Genomic DNA, 22314 nt, shown 5'->3' on the forward strand with positions numbered 1-22314 from the left:
ATATTTATGTATCTTATTTTCATGTAACTCTTCCTGCTAAAATCGCAGGGTTTTCCCTGCATACAAGCAAATGAAAGCATGCGATTATAGACAGGAGGAAATGTTATGGAATTAATATTAAAAGCAAAAGACATTCGTGTGGAATTCAAAGGACGCGATGTTTTAGATATAAATGAATTAGAAGTATATGATTATGACCGTATTGGTTTAGTAGGAGCAAATGGTGCTGGAAAAAGCACTTTACTCAGGGTACTTTTAGGAGAATTAACTCCCCCAGGATGTAAAATGAATCGTCTGGGTGAACTTGCCTATATTCCCCAGTTGGACGAAGTAACTCTGCAGGAGGAAAAAGATTTTGCACTTGTAGGCAAGCTAGGTGTTGAGCAATTAAATATACAGACTATGAGCGGTGGTGAAGAAACAAGGCTTAAAATAGCACAGGCCTTATCGGCACAGGTTCATGGTATTTTAGCGGATGAACCTACGAGCCATTTAGACCGTGAAGGAATTGATTTTCTAATAGGACAGCTAAAATATTTTACAGGTGCACTGTTAGTTATTAGCCATGACCGCTATTTTCTTGATGAAATAGTAGATAAAATATGGGAACTGAAAGATGGCAAAATCACTGAGTATTGGGGAAACTATTCTGATTATCTTCGTCAGAAAGAGGAAGAACGTAAGAGCCAAGCTGCAGAATACGAACAATTTATTGCGGAACGTGCCCGATTGGAAAGGGCTGCGGAGGAAAAGCGAAAACAGGCTCGTAAAATAGAACAGAAGGCAAAAGGTTCTTCAAAGAAAAAAAGTACTGAAGACGGAGGGCGTTTAGCTCATCAAAAATCAATAGGAAGTAAGGAAAAAAAGATGTATAATGCTGCTAAAACCCTAGAGCACAGGATTGCGGCCTTAGGAAAAGTAGAAGCTCCGGAAGGCATTCGCAGAATTCGTTTCAGGCAAAGTAAAGCATTGGAGCTCCATAATCCATACCCTATAGTCGGTGCAGAAATTAATAAAGTATTTGGGGATAAGGCTCTGTTTGAAAATGCATCTTTTCAAATTCCGTTAGGAGCAAAAGTGGCGTTAACTGGTGGTAATGGAATCGGAAAAACAACTTTAATCCAAATGATCTTAAACCATGAAGAAGGAATTTCTATTTCGCCTAAGGCAAAAATAGGTTACTTTGCACAGAATGGTTACAAGTACAACAGTAATCAGAATGTTATGGAGTTTATGCAGAAGGATTGTGACTACAATATATCAGAAATTCGTTCAGTGCTAGCATCTATGGGGTTCAAACAGAACGATATTGGAAAAAGTTTATCTGTTTTAAGCGGTGGAGAAATTATAAAATTGTTGCTTGCTAAAATGCTCATGGGTAGATATAACATCCTAATAATGGATGAACCCAGTAACTTCCTTGACATACCAAGTTTAGAGGCTTTGGAAATACTAATGAAGGAGTACACCGGAACTATCGTGTTTATCACCCACGATAAACGATTACTCGAAAATGTAGCAGATGTAGTTTATGAAATTAGAGATAAGAAAATAAATCTGAAACATTAAATTTAAGGTAGTCGCTGGTCAGTATAGTCTGTTCTGGTTGGCGACTCCATTGTTAAAGAGTATAAAGACTTTAGATTTTATGAATATTAAAAATAGGAACAGTCAATTGAACTGCTCCTATTTTTCTGCTAAATATATTGTAGTTTTCTTATATGTATAATGATAGATTAGCGGATTCTCATCTACGGTACTTACTTCAAATATGAAGAAGTGATCGCGGTTATCTCTGGACTTTTCCTTATTGAGGACAAAGTAATTCTTACGTGAAGTCGCCATTGTTTTTAGGATATCATCAGTTAGGAAGGTCAATGGAATATTCATGTTAGAGTAGCGGTAGAAGTCACGTTCAAAATCTTGGTAGCTCTCGCTATAATAGTCCATTTGTAGGTGATTACGCTGAAACTCAAGCTGATTCATAGAGCACCTCCTCGACAAGTTCAATACTAATAATGTCTTTTAATTTCAAATTGATGTGACCTGTTGTAGTTTTTATCAAAATGAAATCTTTGGTCAGACTTGGTATTGTTCCAGTGTAGGAAACACGCTTGTTTTTTTCAATCACTTGAATGCGTGTGCGTAGCTGCCCGGCGTATACTTGACTGAGGAGTAATAATTTCTTCTCTAGTGATAAGTCAGACATGTACGTTACTTTGTTTGTATCATCAGAGAGTGCTGATGCATGTTCAGATAGGAAAAAGCCCATCCATTTTTGCATCTTTGTATCCTGGTACTCTCTTGCTGATTGAAATGGTAAATATGAACGGTCAATCATATCAAATCCTTTCTATGCAGAGGCAAGGGTATTTTTATCAAATTGAATCGTAAAACCTTGAATTCCCCCACCTGTGTAACATTCTTTAAAGCGATTGATTACCTCAGTATAGATTATCACAGATGAGCTTGTTGGCTTAATGCTAAATGTAAATTCCAATGGTAATCGGTTTTCAGATTTAGCATGTACTAGTCGTATCGATATTTCAGTTGTTTTGAGTTTTCTCTGACGAAGTTTTGAAGTTGCTGTTTCAACGATTCCATGTAAAAATCTTTCAAGCATTTCAATATCATTACATCCTTTGCTACGGATTTCTGAAAATTGTACTGTATTTTTTTCTTGTTTCATTTTAATCCCTCCAATCCACCCGCGGAATGACCACCGATAAGTTTACTGCGTTCAATATTTCTGGAACCTTCAGTTAGGACGGTTCCTTTTTGTATGGCTAAAAAACCAAACTGTTCTCTGACAACATCAATAGCTGTCTGAAGTCTATTATCTTTTTCAATTTGTTCTACATCATCAAAGAGTGATAGTAGAGTATAGCTTTCATCTACGAAGCCACTATAAGATACACCAATTTGTCTCACTGCACCAGAGGTGTATTTTTTCGGAATAATACAAGTACATGACTCACCATTGTTTTGGGGAGATTTGCGGGTTCAATTTTATTCTGAGCATTTATAGATTTTTTCATCTCAGTCCTAGAATAGCCAATATGAATAGAAACGACAGTAGTCAATACTAGGGCTACTGTTCCGTTCCACAGTATCATTTAAAAATCATTTTCACACCCTTTCGTCTATTAGTATAGAAGAAAGCTCTCAGCACAAGTTGAGGCAGTATCACTGCTCTTCCAATCTGAGACAGCGATAAATAGAAGGGGATGGTATTGGTGTCAATCAATGAGTAACAAAGTAACAGCATGATTTGAAACATTTGCCTGTAATTTGCGGAGGAACATCAATATGGATGGAATAACAAAAGATTCTATAAAAACGGCTAAACTAATGAAACAATTATGGCCCCAATTGACCGATAAAGAAGCTATTGATGAAGTAAAAAAATATACGAATGGCAAAAATACTGCAATCTTTACAGAAGTTAAAGGTGACACAATTGTAGGGTTAGCACTATGTTCACTCAGATTTGATTATGTTGAAGGTTGTAAATATAGTCCTGTTGGATTCTTAGAAGGGATTATTGTCGACGAGGAATATCGTTTAAAGGATATTGCTAAAAATCTCTGTGCAAAATGTGAGGAATGGGCGAAAAATAAAGGATGTAAGGAATTTGCAAGTGATTGTACTTTAACGAATACTGATTCTATAAGATTTCATCTCAATATTGGATTTCAGGAGGCAAATAGAATTATTCATTTTAAGAAGAAATTATAATTTCAGAACGTGGTCAAAATTTATGTATCTTTAGGAAGTGTGAAAGATTGGGCGAACAAATTTTTTTGATGGGTGGAAATCCGCCGATAAAGAACCATACGATTGTTCATAAAATTGTGTCATCAAGGAAGATCGGAAGAATTGTCATTTTTACAGTTTATCGAGAAAATTGGGAACCGTATATGAAAAAGTACACGGAAGTTTTCCAAAGCCATTTTCCTAACCTAAACACTGATTACATACTCTTGGACACTGAGCAGATTGATTTTGATAGCTATATAGATGCTGATGTCATTATCATCGGTGGTGGAAATACAGAAAAGTATCTAGCTACTTACATCAATCAGCAGTTCATAAATTATATCGATCGCATGCTGAATAAAGGGACGAAAGTTATGGGATTTTCTGCAGGAGCCCTATTATTAGGAGAAAAAGTCTATGTCTCACCTAATGATCATTCAGATCATCAGATAAAGATAAAAAATGGATTAGGACTCTTTAGTCAGTTTTTAATTAGTGTCCATTATGATTCCTGGAATGATAAAGCTAATAAGGATAGAGCTGAAGAACTCGTTAATGTTCCCATAATTCCACTAAATGATTATTCCTGTCTTGTATTAGATAAACTTGGAAACATTATTGAGAAAATTGACTAATTTTCATTATGTAATTCTGGATCTAGGATACTAAAATGTAGACGTACTGTTTAATGAAAAGCCTTGAATTAAGGCTTTTTGTTATATTCCAATAAAGAACTTGACATTATTAGTTTCGTCCACTACAATAGAAGTTACATACCATTGGTATGATAGAAAGGGACTGGAATGGCAAGAAATAGAAACTCACATGAAACTAGAAAAAAAATACTAGAGGTCTCTAAAGATTTATTTTTAGAAAAAGGATTTGATAATACGTCAATACAAGATATCATAGATGGCTTAGGTGGATTGACGAAAGGTGTTATTTATCATCATTTTGAGTCTAAATATGATATTTTGCAAACGATCATTAGCGAAAATAATCAAGAAATTTTAAATTATAATTGGAGAGGAAATACTGGATTAGAAAAGATACAAAATTCTTTGATGGATTCTTTCTCTAACTTTGAACACCAAAGGCTCGTTTACTCTGCTTCAATTATGCTAAGAAGTCCACGCTTATTGGGAGAGCAGTATCTAGGTCTATTTTCTGATTTTTTACCCGAAATTAGAGAAAAAGTTTACGAAGGCGTTGAAGATGGGTCTATTAAAACAGAATATCCAGAAGAGCTAGCAGATTTAATTGTTTTAACTCTAAATATTTGGATTGGTTTTCAAATTTCCGTTTTTTCATTAGTGGAATTAAAGCGTAAAATGAATTTCATTAAACTTACTTTTGAAGGTCTAGGGGTACAGTTAATTACTAATGAAATGATGGAGGTTATTTTCAAGTTATTTGATCACTTAAAAAAATAGGAAATAAGTAGTTGCATGACATGCTTGTTAATACTAATTTCTATCTATGTAATATCAATTGAACGATCTATTTTACATTTTGATACTTAAAAAAATAACATACTTTATGTGTGTTATTAAAATCCTATTTTACATACCATGGGTATGTTTGTTTTTTAGCACATACATACCAACAGTATGTATCTATGTGCTATTGTATTAAATATTTGTTGAGATTAGTTTGAATAGTTTATTCTTTATTTACACTTCGGAGGAAAGAATCTATGTTGTCGCTTATTAAAATTGAATTAAATAAAGTTTCTAAATCTAAATTATTTTTAGCCTGGTTGTGTACCTTATTTATAGTGTTAGGTATTACAGCAATCATTATTATGGGGTTAGGTACTGACAATAAACTAGGAGAATTCACTGGACAGGATTCTAATCTTATTAGAATTACTGGGAAATGGGAAGGTTGGGCAATTGTAGCATCATTGTTTTCATCTTTATTTACAAAAGCCGCATTTTTGATTTTTGAATCTTATTTATTATCTACGATCATCATTGATGAATTTAAACGAAGAACAATTTTTCAGTTGTTTTCTTACCCTATTTCTAAAATAAAATTACTATGGGGAAAAATTCTTTCAGTCATTCTAATATAATTTATTGCCCATTTTTCTGCACATTTAGTGATTCAATTATTCATTAGATTCATGGCTGTTGTAACTGAATCTAGTTATATTCCTGTAGCTAATCAATTAATTAACTTAGCTGGAATAACGTTTGGAACAGTACTAATAGGGTTACTACCATTTGTTTTAGGTATGATTAAGCATTCAACAGCTATAACAATGCTTACAGGACTTAGTTTAGCAGCATTACTTTCGAATATAAGTCCAGGAAGTTTATCTAATAATATTGCTGATAGCTTATTCTTTTTGATATTTGCAAGTTTCATAAGTTTAATGATTACTTCATTTTCAATTTTTAATATTTCAAGACAAGATATTAGTATCAAGTAGCATACCTAAGTTTAATTGAAGGAAAGTGATAATTCCTTAATAATTTCTATAAAAAAAAGAGACTGTATAAATTAATATTTATGCTCCGGGAGAAAAATTCTTGCATTTTAAGCTGGATATAGAAAGAGAGATAGAAATGAGAAATATTGTTGAAATAAAAGAAGTTTTTAAAACAATTGATAAGGAAGAAGTTTTAAGTGGTATTAACCTTCAAATTGCTGAAGGAGAAATCTATGGTTTTTTAGGACCAAATGGTGCAGGGAAAACAACTTTAATGAAATGTATGTTATCCTTATCAACTATTACATCAGGTAGTATTGAAATTTTTGGAAAAAATCTACAAGAACACAGAGAAGAAATCCTAAGTCAGGTTGGAAGTATTATTGAAACACCAAGTTTTTACGAAAACTTCACTGCAAAAGAAATTTTGGAAATTCACGCACAGTATATGGGGAAAACTATTACTGAATCAGATATAATAAGAGCCTTAAAAATGGTCGGATTAAAAAATACGACTAAAAAAGTAAAAGATTTTTCGTTAGGAATGAGGCAAAGGCTTGGGTTAGCTCGTGCCTTTCTAACAAAACCTAAATTGTTAATTTTAGATGAGCCAATCAATGGTTTAGATCCAATAGGAATTCAAGAAATTCGAAATCTTTTGTTGTCGCTTTCTAAGGAGCATGGAATTACAGTACTAATATCGAGTCATATATTATCGGAAATTTCACAGATAGCAGATAAGATTGGTTTTATCAAAAATGGAGAAATGGTAGAACAGGTTTCTATGAAAGAGATTAGGAGAAAGAATATTGACTTAGAAGAATATTTTATGTCACATTTTCTCAATGAAATTAAGAATTATGAGGTAGATTAAGGATGAAACAATTGATAAAGAACCATCAGAAGGCTTTTTATGCTTTCATGATATTTAATATACTGGTCCCTTTAACTAATATTGCTTTTGCTTATTCTATTAAAGGTATTATTGATAGTGGTATGTCCCAAAATGAAGATGCCTTAACTCAAGCGGTACTAATAGGGGCTACTGTTATTTTCATCTATGCAGGACTCAACTTTATATCTCTTCGATTGAAAAATAGACTTGTTAGGCAAATCATGTCAAGATACAAAAATAAGGTGTTCCAATCTATTTTAGATAGGGATTATAGAGACTTTTCTAAAGAAAAATCAGGGAAATTTATTTCTGTATTAACCGAAAATATGAAGAAAATTGAGCAAGATTATCTACACCAGTATTTTAATATTTCAAAAAACCTTTCCTTAATGATTTTTTCGCTCCTAGCTATGTTTATAGGTAATTGGTATTTGACCTTATTGGTTATCATTGCTAGCATTATTCCAATGATGATTTCTGGATTCATTGGACAAAAATCAGCTTATCTTCAAAAGAGTGCCATGATTGCCGATCAGAAGTATTTAGCTAAGGTTAAAGATATTTTAGCAGGGTTTCTAGTTATAAAAAGTTTTAATGTGAAAGAGGCTATCCGTCAAGATTACAGAAATGAAAGCGAAAAATTGGATGAGATATATTTTATGAAAGGAAAATTTGATGTCTTAGCTAATGTTATTTCGCAGCTTTCGGGGATGATTGTTTTTTTAGTAGCCTTTGGTGGAGGAATGTATCTTGTTTTTAATGGCTATACCACAATTGGAAGTGTAACAGCTATTGTTCAACTGGTCAATTTTGTAGTAATGCCACTAAATGAAGTTGGTATGGGAATGAGTAAATTCCGTGAAGGTCAGGCAACACTAGATGCATTTGAGGTAAAAGATGTAATCGAACTTCAAACTGGTAAAATGAAAGAATATTTCGATGATGTTATTTCTTTCTCAAATATAGATTTTTCTTATCCTAATACTGAAGAAAAAATTTTTAATCATTTATCTTTGAAGATTAAAAAAGGAGAAAAAATTGCAATTGTAGGAATGTCAGGGAGTGGGAAATCGACTTTGCTCAATCTATTACTGCGTTTTTACGATGTAACAAGTGGACATATTTCAATTGATAATCAAGATATACAAGCTATTTCAGCAGAGAGTCTTTATAACTTAATGACTATTGTTCAGCAAGACGTTTATATTTTTGATGATACTTTAAGAGCAAATATTACTCTTAATCAATCCTTCACTGATGAGGAAATAAAGCAAGCTGTAAATCAGTCAGGTTTAGAAAGTTATGTTTTAGAAAATGAATCTGGTCTACAAGCTTTATGTGGAGAGAATGGCTCAAATCTATCTGGTGGACAAAAACAAAGACTTAGTATTGCGCGTGCCTTGATTCGAAAAACACCAATTTTATTATTGGACGAGGCAACCTCATCTTTGGATAATCAAGTAACTACTGAAATTGAAAATTCAATCCTGGATATTCAAGATTTGACTGCACTTGTAGTAACCCACAAGTTGAATGAGAACATTTTGAAAAAATACGATAGAATTCTCTTTATGAATGGTGGCATCATTGTTGAAGATGGTTCTTTTGGTGACTTGATGGATAGGAGAGGTGAGTTTTATAAGTTGTTTGAGTTGAGTGTGTAATTCTCTTTCGTTCTATAATATAGAAGTTTACTAGCACCACATGTTGAGTGTGTAGGTCTGCTGGTAAAAGTGTAAAAACCTTGTAACGAAAGGGATACTGTAAAGCCTTGATTGTAAGGCTTTTTTTGCATTTTTGTGATAGAATATAGGTAGTTATAATCGAGAGTAACTAAGAAGCAGAAAATATTACATTTAAAATAATCAAGATATGGAGATGAAATGACAGAAATTGATAAAAGGAATTTAAAAAATTATCTTTATATTACATTTGGAATTACTTATATAACATGGGGGCTTCTCGCCATAATTACGCAATCTCATATTTTGGGATTAGAAACGATTATAGGGAGATCATTACATATAGTAGGTGCACTTGGACCAGCTATTGCAAGTGGCTTTTATTTGAAAAGGAATAATATAAAATTTAAACATTTTGTATTTAGTAAGAAAGAAAATAGTAGTATTTATTTCATTATTCATTTGTTAGCAATTTTGATACTATTTTCTGTATCTTCCTTAGAATTAAACGGAGTATCAATTTACCTGATGCCACTATTCTTTATTCAATTAATCTTTTTTGGTGGTGGTCACGAAGAATTAGGATGGAGAGGCATACTACAACCCTTACTTGATAAAAAATATACTTATTGGAAATCTAATTTTATTGTAGGATTAATTTGGGGGATATGGCATCTGCCTTTATGGTTTATTGTTGGAGAAAGTCATCAAGGATTTCCTTTTATTTTATTTTTTATATATACGTTATTTTTAAGTTTTGTTTTAGGGCTTCTTTACCGTCAAACGCAATCTGTGGGGTATTGTATTTTATTTCATGCGTTCGCAAATTTGTTAAATCTCTATTTTGTGTTGAAGATTAATCTTACTTTTATTATCATTTTTATAGCTTATTTAATTTATACAATATTAGCAAGTAATAGAATTAGTAAGAAAAAGAATTTGTATCCAAAATAAATGGATACACTCTAGAAAATGAAGATGATTTTGTTCAAGGTAATAAAGTAGAAATAACGAACATTTATATGAAAGGTTTAGAGTATACATGAGTCTCTTATTTGAAGAATTTAAAACCATTTGTTTCCATTTAAATCGAGTCGGAATTAAACCGACACTGATGGGGTCTTTGGGATTGGAGTTTAGAACGAAAGAAAATTGGGGGCCGTCTGACATTGACATTCATGTGCCTGGTGACCCTAGAGGTTGGGAAGCACCTGATCATCTCAGAATTTATGACTGGGACAAGATAATGAAAGTGATGAAAGACTTAGGCTATGTCTTAATAGATATTCATGAGCATGAATTCCAAAAGGATAGAGTGAGTGTTGAATTTGGAAGTATCGATTCCTTACTTGATTTTGCAGGAGTTTCGGAATCGGATATAGAGCTTATTCACATTGAAGGCATCACTTTTCGTCTTCCAAGTCTGGAGCAGTATCTAAGTATTTACAAAGCTTCTTCTCAAGACTCCTATCGAAATGATCACAATAACAATAAGGATTTTAAAAAGATCGAGTGGCTGGAAAGACATTTGTAAATTATCATATGAAAAGTAGTAAGTTGTAAGACTGGCTGCTATGTTATTTTTATTATCATTTTTATTGGTTATATAATTTATACTATATTGGCGAGTACTAGAATTAGTAATGAAAAGCAGGTGGAAAAATTGTAAAAGAGCCACAGGAAGTTTTTTGGGGTGGATATCACGCATATTTTTCGGATTTAGATGGATACTATTGGGAAGTTTCATGGGGACCAAATTTTCAATTTGATGAAAATGGATTGCTGAAATTTTGAGGATAAATAGGGAAAGAGTATGCCATAAAGTAAGGAATATTAGATTTTGAAGGAGGTAATCATAGTGAATGAATTTAATGAATTTGTTCGTGAGATTTTTTCCGCAGCAGGTAATATTGTCATAAGATCCATGATGGGCGGATACCTTATATATTTTAACGGTAAGCTGATAGGTGACATTTGCGATAATGAACTATTTTTAAAGAGAACGCCGACATCGGACAAACTTCTTGCAGACTCAGAATTGCGTTATCCGTATGAGGGTTCAAAGACATTGATGTATGCATTCGACAGATTTGAGGATATGGATTTGATTACTGAACTACTGAAAGGTATGTATGCGGAACTGCCAGAAAAGAAACCCAAGAAAGCTAAATGAGACAAACAGGCTACAGTTTGTTGAACTTAGCAAGGTATAAGTTTCTATGAGATGAAACCTACAAAACTTGTACGGATATTGTAGGGTAAGAAAAGAAATCTTCCTCTATACTAAAATAAACCGAAAGAAAGGAGGAATCGAAATGAATATTATCAAGTCGTTTAACAATACGATTGATTACCTTGAAACAGTTCTTGATGATGAGATTGATGAAAAGAAAGTAACTCAGTTATCAGGATATTCGTATTCAATGTTCAGTCGCTTGTTTTCTATTCTGACTGAAACAACGCTCTCAGAATATTTAAGAAGTAGAAGATTAACGGAAGCAGCCGTTATATTAAGAGATACGGATGAAAAGATTATTGATGTTGCTTTCAAATTCGGATACGAGTCATCGGATTCATTTGGAACAGCTTTTAAGAATTTTCATGGATTTACTCCTTCAGAGGTGAGAAACGGGAAACCATTTAAATTAGTTTCACGGGTGCAATTAGCACTAAGTGTAAGAGGAGGAAGAAGCATGAATATTACAATTCAAAAGAAAAAAGCATTTACAGTTGCTGGAATCAATGAACAAAACATCAATTCATCATTATGTCCGAGTATTTGGGATAAGCTATATGAAAAATATAGCCACGATGAACTTGCAAGTTTAGGAAGCGGTCAAAGTATGGGCGTTTGCCATGATGTGGAAAATCCAAGCACAATAAATTATATGGCTGGTTATATCGTTAATGATGTAGACAAAGCCACAAGTATGGGCTTAGATGTTTTGGAAGTGGAAGAAGCAGAGTATGCAGTTGTAGAATTAGTAGGAAGTGTTCCGGAGTGCATTCATAACGGGTGGAAATATGCAATGGAAGTATTCTTCCCTGAGCATGGCTATATTCATTCAGGAAAATCTGACTTTGAATATTACTATGAAGGTGATATGCACAGCAAAGACTACAAAATGGAACTTTGGATTCCGATAACTAAAGCTTAAAAACCAGCTTGTCGAGCTGGAAAATTCCAGTTTGTCGAGGTAATACCTTTTAACGATAACCTCAAGCTATCGTTAAATAGTTTAGTGGATATGTTTCCGCATACAACTCAACTACTTGACATACTTGGTGTTCACTCGTTCCATGTTGAGTGTGTAAGCTTGTTGGTAAAAGCGTAAAACCCTTGTAAGAAAAGGCAAAACTAAAAGCCGTGAAGTAGCTTCTTTATTCGAATAGAGGGGAAGTATCAGAGTAATAGTTGAAGTTGGGTTTCTAGATACTATAGACTGCCATGCTATCAATCTATTTCAAAATTTCTTGGAGTATGGAGTTATCATAAATCAAGTTCTCAACCACATCAGTATTTCAGAAGCTGGACAAATTGTGATAACTTTCCTTGAAGAAACAGAAGTTGAATTGTAAGAGACTGCAATCGAAAGGTTGCGGTTTTTTGTGTTGTTTCGTGGTATAATAGGCTAAAACGATAAACGGTATGATTGGTTACAAGCTGTAGGAGTTATATTATGGGTAAGTGGACTTGTCAATGCGGATATCCAATGAATGACCATGCTGCCCCAGACCCGAATGCTTTTTCGGTATTCTCGGATGAGTTATGGGAAGAGATAACGGATACCGCAGATGAAAATAATAAGATTGATTATTATGATATTACTGAGGCTTCGTACTATGCTTGGCAATGTCCAAATTGTCATAGCTTGATGGTATTCGGTGAGGATGAGAATCCAAATCGTTATACTTTTTATAAGTGGATAGATTTAGATCGTAAAGAGAAGGAGCTAACTGATCAAGAAACTGATTCAAATTCATCAGTTGTAGTTTATAGAGTTGCATCAGTCACTTTCTCAGAGTTTGGCGAGGAGTACACCTATATTTGTGAGGATGAATCAATCAGGGAAGACCATTTTGTGGTTGTACCTGTTGGAATCAACAACGTCGAAAAGGTTGCTCATGTTGTGAAGGTATATCAGGCTTCACAAAAAGATATCTCATATCCAATTGACAAGTTAAAGCGTGTGATTAAGCGTTATTCTGATTTTGATAAAGAGAAAGCAAAAGAGATTTCAGCGGAATTATTGAGGTCAGGTCGATGTTTGCAAATAGATGATTTTTCTAATTCAGTAGTAGAAAACGAATATTTTGATATTTTGCACAATAAACTTGGATACTGGTGGTTGGAACTGAATGGCGTTCCCATTCCAATGAAGGTTCTCCTATTGAATACCAATTATGAAAAGTATCACGTTGACTGCGCTATACATATCAAACCTTACAATATGCACTATAGTACTTTCCAATCGTTAAAGTTATGTACCGACTTTGAGATTGACGCTTACCGCTGGGTTGATGTCATTTCTGATGAATATGTTTGGGGAAATTCCTGGGAACTTGATGGTATCCAGTTTGGGATTACCTGTCAGGAATCATCAGAGGAGGATGAAGTGACACTTGGCAAATATAGCCGTGTCCCATATTATAACGACTGGCATCCAGATTGGAGCGATAGATACGGTTTTAATGTAGCTTGGAAACCACATGAATCTGATGAAGACTTGTCGGTAGATTTTTACATTTCTTAGAGTGATAAATTCGCTCAATCATATAATAACAAAGCCAGACTAGTCACTTTAGTTCTATAATACAGATGTTTGCTAGCATCACATGTTGAGGCAATATCACTGCATATTCAAACAGATTAAACAAAGATGTAGCTAGGAAAGTCTTACAGTAAGGAGTTTAAATGTGAAATTCCATGAATTTGGTGATAAGAATTTGCCTTCTATCTTGCTTATACATGGCGGTGGCAGTTCTTGGTGGAATTATCTTCGTCAAGCACGGATCTTATCAAAAGACTACCGTGTTATTCTACCCACTTTGAATGGCCACGGTGAAGAATATCAACTCGATTATGTTTCTACTGAAGATTCTGCTTTGGAGATCCTAGACTATGTCAAAGCAAACTGTGGCGGGAAGGTATTTGCGATTGGTGGGGTTTCACTTGGTGGTCAAATTGCCATGGAACTTTTGTCATTAGACAGCGAGATAGCTGAGAAGGTTATCATAGATGGAAGCCTCTGTATTCCTCAACCAAGGTTAGCTAAAATCAGCATCTTTCTAGTAGCTCTATTTGGTAAACTGATGTTCAGTAAATTCTCTTGCAAACTTCAATTAAGCATGATGGACAAACTCTATCCTAAACTGGCTTATCCAGAGGAAATAAAAGCTTATTATTTGGAGGATTTGCCAAGGACACCTATCAAAACATTGGTGACCATTTACAAAACCTATATGGGGTGTTACAAGTTGAAGGACACAATTTCTGCTAGCAAGGCGAAAGTTCTGTATATCTATGGTGAAAAAGAATTAAACTGTGTGAAAGCATCGGCAAAATTATTTCAGCAGCTACATCCAAATACGATCTTGTATGAAGCAAAGGGCTATAACCACGGCTATTTATCGGCTTACCTATCTCAAGAATGGATTGATTTGGTGGTACCATTTTTAAAGAGTGACCCATTGAAAATTTGATATGCTGTAAGGAGGAATCTTATGTTAGGAGCAATAGTAGGAGACATTGTAGGTTCTGTTTACGAATGGGGCAATATTAAAACGAAAGATTTTCCATTATTTCGTGAGGATTGTTTTTTCACTGATGATACGGTTATGACCTGTGCTGTTGCTGAAGCCATCATGAACGGTGGTCAGAAGGATGACTTTATTGATGCCATGAAGAAATATGGCAGAATGTATCCCGATGCTGGGTACGGGCCTAGGTTTAATACATGGATTCAAAGCAATGATTGCTCCCCTTATAATAGCTTTGGCAATGGCTCTGCCATGCGTGTTTCTCCTTGTGCTTGGGTGATGGATTGTGGTTTCTTTGCAAGAACAGGAGCCTGGCCTTTTAGAAGATCTCTCGCACGACTTTCCGCAGAAGTGACTCATAACCATCCAGAGGGTGTCAAAGGAGCTATGGCGACGTCTGATGCTATCTTTATGTGTCGTTATTACTTTGGAGGCTACTGTAGCGACTACGAGCAACCAATCAATGATTATCCTACAGAGTGTAAAAGACGTATCAAGGAATACATAGAGAAAGAGTATGGATATAACCTTTCTCAATCACTCGATGACATTCGTCCTAACTATCATTTTAATGAAACCTGTCAGAATACGGTACCTCAAGCCATCATTGCTTTTCTTGAAAGTACAGATTTTGAAGATGCAATTCGCAATGCCATCTCTCTTGGTGGGGACAGTGATACTCTTGCTGCTATCACCGGGAGTATAGCAGAGGCCGCATATGGTATTCCTGATTGGATTAAGGATAAAGCATATACCTATTTAGATGATCCTTTAAAAGATGTACTTAGCCGATGGGAGCAAGAAGTTTCAATAACATAACAGAGATTAGATAAAGACAATTAAAAACGGCAAAGCGACGAGATAGGAAACAATCTCGTCGCTTTTTGCTTAAAAGTTAATGTTGCTATGGATTTATTCAGGCACCTAGTTAGTTTTTTGCTGATTCAAGAGGAGGATACAGGATATTACTGCAATACAGGATACAAGAATCAGATACCAAAGATTTTCAAGACCAAAACCATGATTGACCATCAATCGGAATCCCCAAAAGGCTGGGAAAAGACGCCCGATTGCTTGAAGAAAATCAGGTAGTAAGTTGCTAGGAAACATGATTCCTGAGAGCATAATTGAGGGTAAAAAGACAAGTTGCGCTATCATGGTCAGCTTTGCTTGATTTTTTACAGTAAGGCCCAGTATACTTCCGATACTCAACGATACAAAAATGTAGATGGCAAGCGCGAGAAAGAATAGGGGAAGTTGATTCGGTAGACTTGCGTTAAATAAAATTGGAGCAAGTAGTAGGATCACCATGCAGGTCATTATCAAATGAACAAAGGCAGAGAGAACCATGGTCACCAGTCCTAAGTGAATAGGAACACCATTTGCTTTATAAATCTTTTTTATGTCGCTTCCGTATGTTTCAATCAAGGAAGGCGGTAAGCCGAGAAAGGCCCCCATGGAAACACTCATGACAATCATTGACTGTATGAGTGTACTACCCATTTCAGGCATAACGGAAGTAAAAATACCACCCATGAGAAGAAAGAAAATAAGCGGTACAATATAGTAAGTAACCAAGAGAGACTTACTTCGTATGTCCAATTTCCACTGTAATGCTAGGCTATATAAGAATCCTTTCATTCCGATCCCCTCCTTGCCATTTCGATGAAATGCTGCTCCAGTGTGCCACGATCCACCTTAATATCCAGTATTTGGATATGTTTCTGTTTGCATTCTTCCAATAATGAAATCAAAGTGTCCTCGATCGTATCTGTTTCAAAAGATTTCTCTCCGTCCTGGGTCTTTAAATGGATGAAATATTTTCTTCCCAACCTGTCTGTCAGTTCTGAAGGAGTACCACAAAAGACAATCTTTCCACTATTCAAAATAGCAATGCGGTCACATAAGGTTTCAACTTCGGCCATATCGTGGCTTGCCAAAACAATTGTCTTGCCCTGTGATTTGAGCTTTCGGATTTGTTCATGGAGGGATAGTCTTCCTTCAACATCAAGTCCCGCTGTCGGTTCATCGAGAAAAATAATATCCGGATTACTGATAAGTGCAAGAGCAAGATGTAATCTTCTTTTTTGACCGGTGGATAATTCTATGTATTGCGACTCCTTCATTTCTTTTATGCCAAGGGCCTTTAGCATAGCATCATCAATGTATGTATGATTCCATTTTGCAAAGAGCTTTATGGCTTCCATCGGTTTGATGTGGATGGGTAGAGAGGAGGACTGTAGTTGAATTCCGGTTTTCCCGTTTACAATTATAGTGCCTTCATCATATTTTCTCAGACCTTCGATACATTCAAGCGTGGTTGTTTTACCAGCTCCGTTCACTCCGAGCAGAGCAAAGATTTCTCCTTGTTTGATTTGAAAATCGAGACCTCTAAGAACCATATTGCTACCATAACTTTTCTTTAATCCAGAAACCTCTATCGCGTTTTTCATGGTTCTACCTCCTCAAGGGGATTGGTTCCAAGCCTTGAAAAATAGACTTGTAAAGCAGGCCCTAAATAATCATTAACGATTTTTTGCTTTTCTTCCCAAGCGTTTGAGGCGGTATCAATATTCCCAACCTCCATCAACTTCGGAAGCATGCTCATATCACCATTTGTAAACTCCATAATCAAGCTCCAGTATTCTTGCACAACCTGCTGGCTTTGTTCGCTTTCAACTGGCACGTTTTCTTTTTGAAGCTCCACGATTTGATCACTTAGGCGGTTCAACCTATCCATAAAGTCTTGTCCGCTTTTCTTGTCAAATCGACTGCGTATCTGGTCGAGCGTATCATCATCAAAGCGCTTAATGAGAGAGTAGGAGTCATTCTTCATCTGTAGATTGACAATAATGTCTGCATATTTCTTTAAATTGACCGTTTGTATTTGTAAAACTTCTACCTTTAACTGCTCTATTGCGATCAAAGAATCCTTAAGTTGTTCTATATTTTTACGAAGAACATCTGCCTGTTCCGTAAGAGCTTTAGCAACATCATCAGGTGTTTTTAAAGAGATCAAACGGCTCTTTATATCCTTGAGAGAAAAGCCCAGTGATTTTAAAGATAGAATCTGATGGAGTAGCACTATATCTTTATCGGTATAAAGCCTGCGACCTCCCTCACTTTCTGCCGATGGAGAAAGTATCCCCTCTTTATCGTAATATTGTAGAGTACGGATGGTAACGCCCATTTTCTTAGCAAGTTCCCCAACTGTCATAAATCCTTCCGGAATTGCTCTATATTTAGCCATAATTACTCCCCTCCTCATACCTATTATACATCGTTACGTAACGTCATGAACAAGGAGTTTTAATAAAATTTAAACTGTAAATCTTTTAGCATTAATGAAGAATCTCATAAAAAATATAGACTTGATGAATTGGTGAGCTTGTTTTCTATTTCAAAAGGTTATTTGGTCCAATAATAAATATCTGATATGTGAGTGGAAACGTGTTATAATTGAGGATGAGACAAGAGGAGGTAAGCTGGTGAAATTTTTAGCAATCAATCCTATTTAGTAAAAAGAATGCTTGAATCTCTATCCTCACGTGTTGAGTATATTAGTTTGCTAAAAAACTATCTTCTATCTAAATATTGAAAGGATTAATGATGTATCTATTAGAATTTTACCAAAACAATTATTCAAAAGATTTAGTCGTGTTTGATTCTTTAGAAGAGGGAAGAGCCTTTGTAGCGCAAATCCCGGGATATACTTTAGAAAAAGAAGATAGTTTTGTTGTGGAGTATTTTAATCCAAAAAATCTACCGGATTATATGGAGATTGTCTTCAATGGAAATATTGTCCCTTTATCTAGATTTTCGTTTAATTCTGAGGAAAATGTGGACATTATTTGGAAAGAAATTTCGAATCTATCCGTTAAAAACGATAAAATGATCGAAGGAGCTACAAAAGTAGAAGCATATGTCGTGAATAACGATGAAGTGAAAGCTTATGTCGAAGCACGAGAAGCAAACTTCCGCAAGGCAAAAATATTCCTAGAAAACAAAGGGTATGAAGTTGACAGAAGCTTTTTCGGAAGTGAAGACGGCGAAGCGATTCTCTACAGAAAATGCGGCACCGAAGATTGGCACTTCTTATGCCACTTAGACCCGCTGTTTGTAGAGATTGAAGATGTCGAAGAATATGTGAAAGAAGCGATGGAAGATATTCAATAGTCAAACAAAGTTCTTTGTGAGTTTATGCCACTGCTTGAGTAGACGGATTGAGCAGTAAAGAGAAACATCTAGCACTATCTAGCTTCTTAAGGAGAAATATCTATCATAAAAATGGAAATCAGGAAAACCTATCTTGTAAAATAAGATTATCGCATTAATTCCTCAAGATATGATTAAACGGATTCCATTTTTTGTTAGAAAACATGCTATTACACATACTGTTAAGAGAGTATCGCTCGAGTATCCGGAGTTGTATGCAGTAGCTGAACAAGAAGGCCAACTTCCTGAAAAGGAAGCTCAAGAATTGCAACAAATTCTTACAGATATTTTCCAAGAGAAAATGAACAAGCATAAGATTAAATAAGCTTTGAGATTTATCAATAAGATGTCGATTGAGCATTAGGAGTTGAGAATGGCAATTGATGGCGTTAAAATCATTGACAGTGATCAAGGGTATGACATTTACAATGAGGTAGTTGGTCGCTATAGAGATGGTGATCATGTAGCCAATATTATCAAGGATATCCTCGATGCGGAGAAAGATTACTGTCAAACAGACTTTTTTACAGAAATTTATTGGACTGCTCTTGCCTACTCACTGTGGAAGATTGGTCACCTGACAGACGATATCAGAGATAAAACCTTGGAGCTTATCAAAAAAGGGGCTGATCCATTTTGGTTGGAAATAGATTCAAAGGCTTTGAAGCAAAGGCAAAAGGTCTTGGATAATCTTGCTATCCATTTGCAAACTGAAAATCCTAGACCTCTAAAGGTCACTAAAGCCAAAACTAAACGTAAACCTTATTTTGAAGAAGGAGATCTCCTTACTGTTAAGTTCCAAGATGAGTATGGTCTTGTCTTTGTATCTATGGTGGAGCAGAGTCCTAGAAAGCTTGAGTATCATTTGGCTTGCACACGCCTCTTACAAACCAAAAAGCCCTCCATCGATGATTTTTTGACCAGTCAAATCTCCTGTAAGATGGACAATACAAAGTTTGCTCTCGTTACAGATTGCTGGTTCAATCACAAAGATTTAGGGCAATTATTAGAAAATATTGAAAAAATTGGACAGGTGAAACTTAGACCTTTTAGTCTTTGGATGTTGGCACCTGCCCAAAATTTAGAAGATATTTATGAAGAAATCACTAGAGATAAAGGTTCCTCTGGCCTTCGATTCATCGAAACCTATAAACTTGTCGACGATATTTTTCCAGTTTAATACTTATGTGATAAAGGGGGAAATGGTGAATCATTCCCACATGCTATGCTGGGCTCTGACTCCATAGCTATCAATCGAACCATCTGAATTGAACTTGGATTCAATCCGGTATCTTTTCCAGAGGTCGTAATCTGCTGTTTGGATGGTTAGGATAAAGTTGGTATCTTTATCAGAGACGTTATAATCAGCTGGATTGACTTCAAAGATATCGATTAATTTTCGTGTTTGAAAATCTTGGAGCTTGAGATTTGCTAGCTTGACATGATTGATGGAAATTTTTTCTAGTTGCTTGCTATCCTTAGGTGTTCTGTAATAGGTGATGACGCAGTTTTTGAGTTGATCAGTATCTCTTCCCGTAGGAGTAAGGCTCATAAAGCCACAGGACTGATCATCCCGCTTGACTTCAAGAAGCTGACCGTAGTAGAAGTGGTCGTTTTTGGGATTGGTGATGGAACTCTCTGCGCCTTTATCTCCAAAGGTATAGCCTTGGTCTAAAAGCTCGGAAGCCTTGGTTTCACCGATGATGACAGTGGTATCTTGAATGGTTACGGGAACTGGTTGAGCTGGAAGGCCACTCATCATCATGCAAAACATAAAAACATAACTCGTTAAAAAAGCTGTCCCGATAAAAGAATTGGTTGATGCATAAACATGACTGTTATGAAAGTTTTTTCTTATAGCTAGTACAACAAATTTTCCAAGACTTTTTAAAACCATACTAACAAGTACGATGAAAAATTGTTTTTTCAAACATTCATAAATGGCTTGAGGAAAGCTATTAACATGATAGTAGAAACCAGCCAATACGAGTAGATTTACGATTAAATAGATCAGTAAGAACCAATGAATCTCTTTAAGGGCGTTAGCATCAGTGATTTCTTCATAGTCAACGTGAATTCTTCCTTGAACAGCATGACCAAGTTTATAAATCCATTTGGGAATGTCTTTGCCTTTTTTAACCGCAACTACAAGTCTAATATAGAGATAGATAGTAAAGGACAAGGATAGAAAGAAAAGAGCATAAAAACCCAAAACAATACTAGTGAACATTACTATCCCCCTATTTAACATTCAATAAAACAATTTCTTAGGTCCATTATAGCATTTTCTATAGAAATAGAGCTAAAAACATCAGTATATCCTACAAGATTCAAAGGAGAAAAATCATGGGAATGATTGCCAATTATCAGTATTTACCAGACGATGAATTAAAACAATTAAGCTACTTTCTAATGAGGAAGAAGACTTGTTAGATTTTGCCGAAGATTCCGCTGATAGTCATGATATCTTAATAGATATCGACAAATAGATACGCAACCAAGTCAAGCTCCTCAACCGAGTCAATCAGTAGAAGCTGCGCAACCAGTTCAGCCAGTCGAGCCTGCTGCACCAAGTCGTCAACTTGCTCCAGTAGTTTATGTGGCAAGAAATGGAAATGCGGATGTTTATTGGTATTCAAAGGATAATATGCCGAGAAACACTAATTTTGCGAATGTAATCGAAATGTCAGAAGAGCAAGCACTGAATCTTGGAAAGAGGCATACATCTAAAGAATAAAGCTAGGATTTAAGCATATAAAAAAGCCCTGTAGGGCTTTTTTGTGTGACGAGCTTTAATGAAAAGCAGAACTAATGAATAACTTTTTGCCAATTAATCTTCAACTTCATTGAAGAACTCAAGATCTGGTTTGACATCTACTACAGCATGTAAGAAGAGGATTAACTGTTCATATTTTACAGGTGTAACCATACCTAAATCGAACTCGAATTCTTTCTCTCCCTCTCTAGAAAGTAAGAAGAGATTCTTTGAACGTACCTTTCCGTTTCGGACCCACTTGATTCGAACCCCGAGTGCCTGAATTTCATTGAGAAAGATAGGATTAACGAATCGTCCATATTGTGTATTGAAGATAGCTTCGCGGTAAAGGTAGAGTTGGTTCAGTTTATCGACAGCAGTCGCATTCTCTTTGAATAATTCCACGTTTTCTTCCAGTTCTGGATAGTGGTTGAAGATATCCTGGTATTTTTCTTGCACTTTTTTTGGTGCGACTCTGATTAAATGGCCAAATCCAAGAATCATGGCTAAGAAGATAATACCGAATACGATTGAAAAGACAATCCCAACTGTATCGTTTTCCTGAAGAGCTCTCGGTAGGTTGAATGAGATAAAAATCATCCCAATGATACCGAAAAACAACCACATACCATAAATGGTGTACAAGCCTTTAATTTCTTTCTGCATAGAAACTCCTTATATTTATAATAGGTCTATTTTAGCATAGATGGACGAATTTGTTCAATCTCATTTGACTTGCAAAGCATTTTCTAAAGTTGTATACTAGAACATGATTTTGTGTAATCGTTTGCATAAATTGATGAATGATGAG

At 35.3% G+C, this 22314-nt stretch carries 26 protein-coding genes and 2 pseudogenes; 18 read left to right on the plus strand and 10 right to left on the minus strand.

Annotation, left to right across the window (positions count from 1 at the left end; genetic code table 11):
- The first annotated feature begins 105 nt into the window (after positions 1-105).
- Positions 106-1569 (plus strand): ABC-F type ribosomal protection protein Msr(D), encoded by a 1464-nt coding sequence (gene msr(D), locus I2C87_RS02300; protein WP_000420313.1) that lies wholly within the window; start codon positions 106-108, stop codon positions 1567-1569.
- A 117-nt stretch (positions 1570-1686) separates the two neighbouring features.
- Here msr(D) and I2C87_RS02305 read toward each other — a convergent pair whose 3' ends face one another.
- The 4 genes from I2C87_RS02305 to I2C87_RS02320 are packed head-to-tail and all read right to left on the minus strand — an operon-like array spanning position 1687 to position 2931.
- Positions 1687-1986 (minus strand): DUF5960 family protein, encoded by a 300-nt coding sequence (locus I2C87_RS02305; RefSeq protein WP_001072467.1) that lies wholly within the window; start codon positions 1984-1986, stop codon positions 1687-1689.
- On the minus strand, positions 1973-2341 hold the full coding sequence (locus I2C87_RS02310; RefSeq protein WP_000567222.1) for a hypothetical protein: 369 nt from the start codon (positions 2339-2341) through the stop codon (positions 1973-1975). Before I2C87_RS02310 ends, I2C87_RS02305 begins: the two co-directional genes overlap by 14 nt.
- 12 nt (positions 2342-2353) lie before the next feature.
- Positions 2354-2689 (minus strand): hypothetical protein, encoded by a 336-nt coding sequence (locus I2C87_RS02315; protein WP_000806926.1) that lies wholly within the window; start codon positions 2687-2689, stop codon positions 2354-2356.
- Entirely contained in the window at positions 2686-2931 is a 246-nt protein-coding gene (locus tag I2C87_RS02320; RefSeq protein ID WP_001813542.1) for a hypothetical protein, read from the minus strand. Before I2C87_RS02320 ends, I2C87_RS02315 begins: the two co-directional genes overlap by 4 nt.
- 378 nt (positions 2932-3309) lie before the next feature.
- Between I2C87_RS02320 and aac(6') the strand changes: the two genes are divergently transcribed.
- From aac(6') to I2C87_RS02390, 14 genes and pseudogenes are all read left to right on the plus strand, one after another.
- Positions 3310-3738 (plus strand): aminoglycoside 6'-N-acetyltransferase, encoded by a 429-nt coding sequence (gene aac(6') / locus I2C87_RS02325; RefSeq protein WP_195323829.1) that lies wholly within the window; start codon positions 3310-3312, stop codon positions 3736-3738.
- 47 nt (positions 3739-3785) lie between these two features.
- On the plus strand, positions 3786-4394 hold the full coding sequence (locus tag I2C87_RS02330) for a Type 1 glutamine amidotransferase-like domain-containing protein (protein ID WP_195323830.1): 609 nt from the start codon (positions 3786-3788) through the stop codon (positions 4392-4394).
- Positions 4395-4562: 168 nt separating this feature from the next.
- Positions 4563-5192, plus strand: coding sequence for a TetR/AcrR family transcriptional regulator (locus I2C87_RS02335; protein WP_195323831.1), 630 nt, complete (start codon positions 4563-4565; stop codon positions 5190-5192).
- 263 nt (positions 5193-5455) lie between these two features.
- A pseudogene (locus tag I2C87_RS10145) lies at positions 5456-6196 on the plus strand (hypothetical protein).
- A gap of 136 nt (positions 6197-6332) precedes the next feature.
- On the plus strand, positions 6333-7070 hold the full coding sequence (locus tag I2C87_RS02345) for an ABC transporter ATP-binding protein (protein ID WP_195323832.1): 738 nt from the start codon (positions 6333-6335) through the stop codon (positions 7068-7070).
- Between the two features lie 2 nt (positions 7071-7072).
- The gene (locus I2C87_RS02350; RefSeq protein ID WP_195323833.1) at positions 7073-8755 is read left to right on the plus strand and encodes an ABC transporter ATP-binding protein; all 1683 of its coding nucleotides are present in this window, start codon (positions 7073-7075) and stop codon (positions 8753-8755) included.
- A gap of 219 nt (positions 8756-8974) precedes the next feature.
- Positions 8975-9727, plus strand: coding sequence for a CPBP family intramembrane glutamic endopeptidase (locus I2C87_RS02355; RefSeq protein WP_195323834.1), 753 nt, complete (start codon positions 8975-8977; stop codon positions 9725-9727).
- Positions 9728-9815: 88 nt separating this feature from the next.
- Entirely contained in the window at positions 9816-10307 is a 492-nt protein-coding gene (locus I2C87_RS02360; protein ID WP_195323835.1) for a nucleotidyltransferase, read from the plus strand.
- 119 nt (positions 10308-10426) lie between these two features.
- Positions 10427-10567: pseudogene (locus I2C87_RS02365) on the plus strand (glyoxalase); the annotation flags it as partial.
- Between the two features lie 64 nt (positions 10568-10631).
- Positions 10632-10946: a TfoX/Sxy family protein gene (locus I2C87_RS02370; protein WP_195323836.1), complete on the plus strand. Its 315-nt coding sequence runs from the start codon at positions 10632-10634 to the stop codon at positions 10944-10946.
- A 142-nt stretch (positions 10947-11088) separates the two neighbouring features.
- Entirely contained in the window at positions 11089-11931 is an 843-nt protein-coding gene (locus I2C87_RS02375; protein ID WP_195323837.1) for an AraC family transcriptional regulator, read from the plus strand.
- A gap of 522 nt (positions 11932-12453) precedes the next feature.
- On the plus strand, positions 12454-13527 hold the full coding sequence (locus I2C87_RS02380) for a hypothetical protein (protein WP_195323838.1): 1074 nt from the start codon (positions 12454-12456) through the stop codon (positions 13525-13527).
- A 163-nt stretch (positions 13528-13690) separates the two neighbouring features.
- Positions 13691-14476, plus strand: coding sequence for an alpha/beta fold hydrolase (locus I2C87_RS02385; RefSeq protein ID WP_195323839.1), 786 nt, complete (start codon positions 13691-13693; stop codon positions 14474-14476).
- Between the two features lie 21 nt (positions 14477-14497).
- On the plus strand, positions 14498-15352 hold the full coding sequence (locus tag I2C87_RS02390) for an ADP-ribosylglycohydrolase family protein (protein ID WP_195323840.1): 855 nt from the start codon (positions 14498-14500) through the stop codon (positions 15350-15352).
- A gap of 105 nt (positions 15353-15457) precedes the next feature.
- On the opposite strand, the gene I2C87_RS02395 is transcribed toward I2C87_RS02390, so the two are convergent.
- The 3 genes from I2C87_RS02395 to I2C87_RS02405 are packed head-to-tail and all read right to left on the minus strand — an operon-like array spanning position 15458 to position 17801.
- A complete protein-coding gene (locus I2C87_RS02395; protein ID WP_195323841.1) occupies positions 15458-16174 on the minus strand; it encodes an ABC transporter permease in 717 nt (238 codons plus the stop codon).
- Entirely contained in the window at positions 16171-16986 is an 816-nt protein-coding gene (locus I2C87_RS02400) for an ABC transporter ATP-binding protein (RefSeq protein WP_195323842.1), read from the minus strand. Before I2C87_RS02400 ends, I2C87_RS02395 begins: the two co-directional genes overlap by 4 nt.
- Positions 16983-17801 carry a MerR family transcriptional regulator gene (locus tag I2C87_RS02405; protein WP_195323843.1) on the minus strand — a complete coding sequence of 273 codons (819 nt, stop codon included), beginning with the start codon at positions 17799-17801 and terminating at the stop codon, positions 16983-16985. The genes I2C87_RS02400 and I2C87_RS02405 overlap by 4 nt, the downstream gene beginning before the upstream one ends.
- Before the next feature lie 341 nt (positions 17802-18142).
- On the opposite strand from I2C87_RS02405, the gene I2C87_RS02410 reads away from it, so the two are divergent.
- The 3 genes from I2C87_RS02410 (at position 18143) to I2C87_RS02420 (ending at position 19928) form a co-directional block, all read left to right on the plus strand.
- Positions 18143-18709: a hypothetical protein gene (locus I2C87_RS02410; protein ID WP_195323844.1), complete on the plus strand. Its 567-nt coding sequence runs from the start codon at positions 18143-18145 to the stop codon at positions 18707-18709.
- A gap of 169 nt (positions 18710-18878) precedes the next feature.
- Positions 18879-19073: a hypothetical protein gene (locus I2C87_RS02415; RefSeq protein ID WP_083307890.1), complete on the plus strand. Its 195-nt coding sequence runs from the start codon at positions 18879-18881 to the stop codon at positions 19071-19073.
- Between the two features lie 48 nt (positions 19074-19121).
- Positions 19122-19928, plus strand: a complete 807-nt coding sequence (locus I2C87_RS02420) for a hypothetical protein (protein WP_070586110.1) — start codon at positions 19122-19124, stop codon at positions 19926-19928.
- A 30-nt stretch (positions 19929-19958) separates the two neighbouring features.
- Here I2C87_RS02420 and I2C87_RS02425 read toward each other — a convergent pair whose 3' ends face one another.
- From I2C87_RS02425 to I2C87_RS02435, 3 genes are all read right to left on the minus strand, one after another.
- Positions 19959-20978 carry a hypothetical protein gene (locus I2C87_RS02425; protein WP_195323845.1) on the minus strand — a complete coding sequence of 340 codons (1020 nt, stop codon included), beginning with the start codon at positions 20976-20978 and terminating at the stop codon, positions 19959-19961.
- A gap of 238 nt (positions 20979-21216) precedes the next feature.
- Positions 21217-21387, minus strand: coding sequence for a hypothetical protein (locus tag I2C87_RS02430; RefSeq protein WP_195323846.1), 171 nt, complete (start codon positions 21385-21387; stop codon positions 21217-21219).
- 191 nt (positions 21388-21578) lie between these two features.
- Positions 21579-22169 carry a hypothetical protein gene (locus I2C87_RS02435; RefSeq protein WP_195323847.1) on the minus strand — a complete coding sequence of 197 codons (591 nt, stop codon included), beginning with the start codon at positions 22167-22169 and terminating at the stop codon, positions 21579-21581.
- Positions 22170-22314 lie beyond the last annotated feature (145 nt).

Origin of the sequence: Streptococcus sp. 1001283B150225_161107_H12, assembly GCF_015552665.1 — a bacterium.
Lineage (GTDB): Bacteria > Bacillota > Bacilli > Lactobacillales > Streptococcaceae > Streptococcus.

Coding starts and splice junctions, on each gene's coding strand:
- I2C87_RS02360 (WP_195323835.1), top strand. CDS start 9,816: ATGAGTCTCTTATTTGAAGAATTTAAAACCATTTGTTTCCATTTAAAT.
- I2C87_RS02315 (WP_000806926.1), bottom strand. CDS start 2,689: ATGAAACAAGAAAAAAATACAGTACAATTTTCAGAAATCCGTAGCAAA.
- I2C87_RS02410 (WP_195323844.1), top strand. CDS start 18,143: ATGTATCTATTAGAATTTTACCAAAACAATTATTCAAAAGATTTAGTC.
- I2C87_RS02425 (WP_195323845.1), bottom strand. CDS start 20,978: ATGTTCACTAGTATTGTTTTGGGTTTTTATGCTCTTTTCTTTCTATCC.
- I2C87_RS02380 (WP_195323838.1), top strand. CDS start 12,454: ATGGGTAAGTGGACTTGTCAATGCGGATATCCAATGAATGACCATGCT.
- I2C87_RS02310 (WP_000567222.1), bottom strand. CDS start 2,341: ATGATTGACCGTTCATATTTACCATTTCAATCAGCAAGAGAGTACCAG.
- I2C87_RS02375 (WP_195323837.1), top strand. CDS start 11,089: ATGAATATTATCAAGTCGTTTAACAATACGATTGATTACCTTGAAACA.
- I2C87_RS02420 (WP_070586110.1), top strand. CDS start 19,122: ATGGCAATTGATGGCGTTAAAATCATTGACAGTGATCAAGGGTATGAC.
- I2C87_RS02350 (WP_195323833.1), top strand. CDS start 7,073: ATGAAACAATTGATAAAGAACCATCAGAAGGCTTTTTATGCTTTCATG.
- I2C87_RS02390 (WP_195323840.1), top strand. CDS start 14,498: ATGTTAGGAGCAATAGTAGGAGACATTGTAGGTTCTGTTTACGAATGG.
- I2C87_RS02335 (WP_195323831.1), top strand. CDS start 4,563: ATGGCAAGAAATAGAAACTCACATGAAACTAGAAAAAAAATACTAGAG.
- I2C87_RS02305 (WP_001072467.1), bottom strand. CDS start 1,986: ATGAATCAGCTTGAGTTTCAGCGTAATCACCTACAAATGGACTATTAT.
- I2C87_RS02395 (WP_195323841.1), bottom strand. CDS start 16,174: ATGAAAGGATTCTTATATAGCCTAGCATTACAGTGGAAATTGGACATA.
- I2C87_RS02400 (WP_195323842.1), bottom strand. CDS start 16,986: ATGAAAAACGCGATAGAGGTTTCTGGATTAAAGAAAAGTTATGGTAGC.
- I2C87_RS02435 (WP_195323847.1), bottom strand. CDS start 22,169: ATGCAGAAAGAAATTAAAGGCTTGTACACCATTTATGGTATGTGGTTG.
- I2C87_RS02415 (WP_083307890.1), top strand. CDS start 18,879: ATGATTAAACGGATTCCATTTTTTGTTAGAAAACATGCTATTACACAT.
- I2C87_RS02355 (WP_195323834.1), top strand. CDS start 8,975: ATGACAGAAATTGATAAAAGGAATTTAAAAAATTATCTTTATATTACA.
- I2C87_RS02345 (WP_195323832.1), top strand. CDS start 6,333: ATGAGAAATATTGTTGAAATAAAAGAAGTTTTTAAAACAATTGATAAG.
- I2C87_RS02405 (WP_195323843.1), bottom strand. CDS start 17,801: ATGAGGAGGGGAGTAATTATGGCTAAATATAGAGCAATTCCGGAAGGA.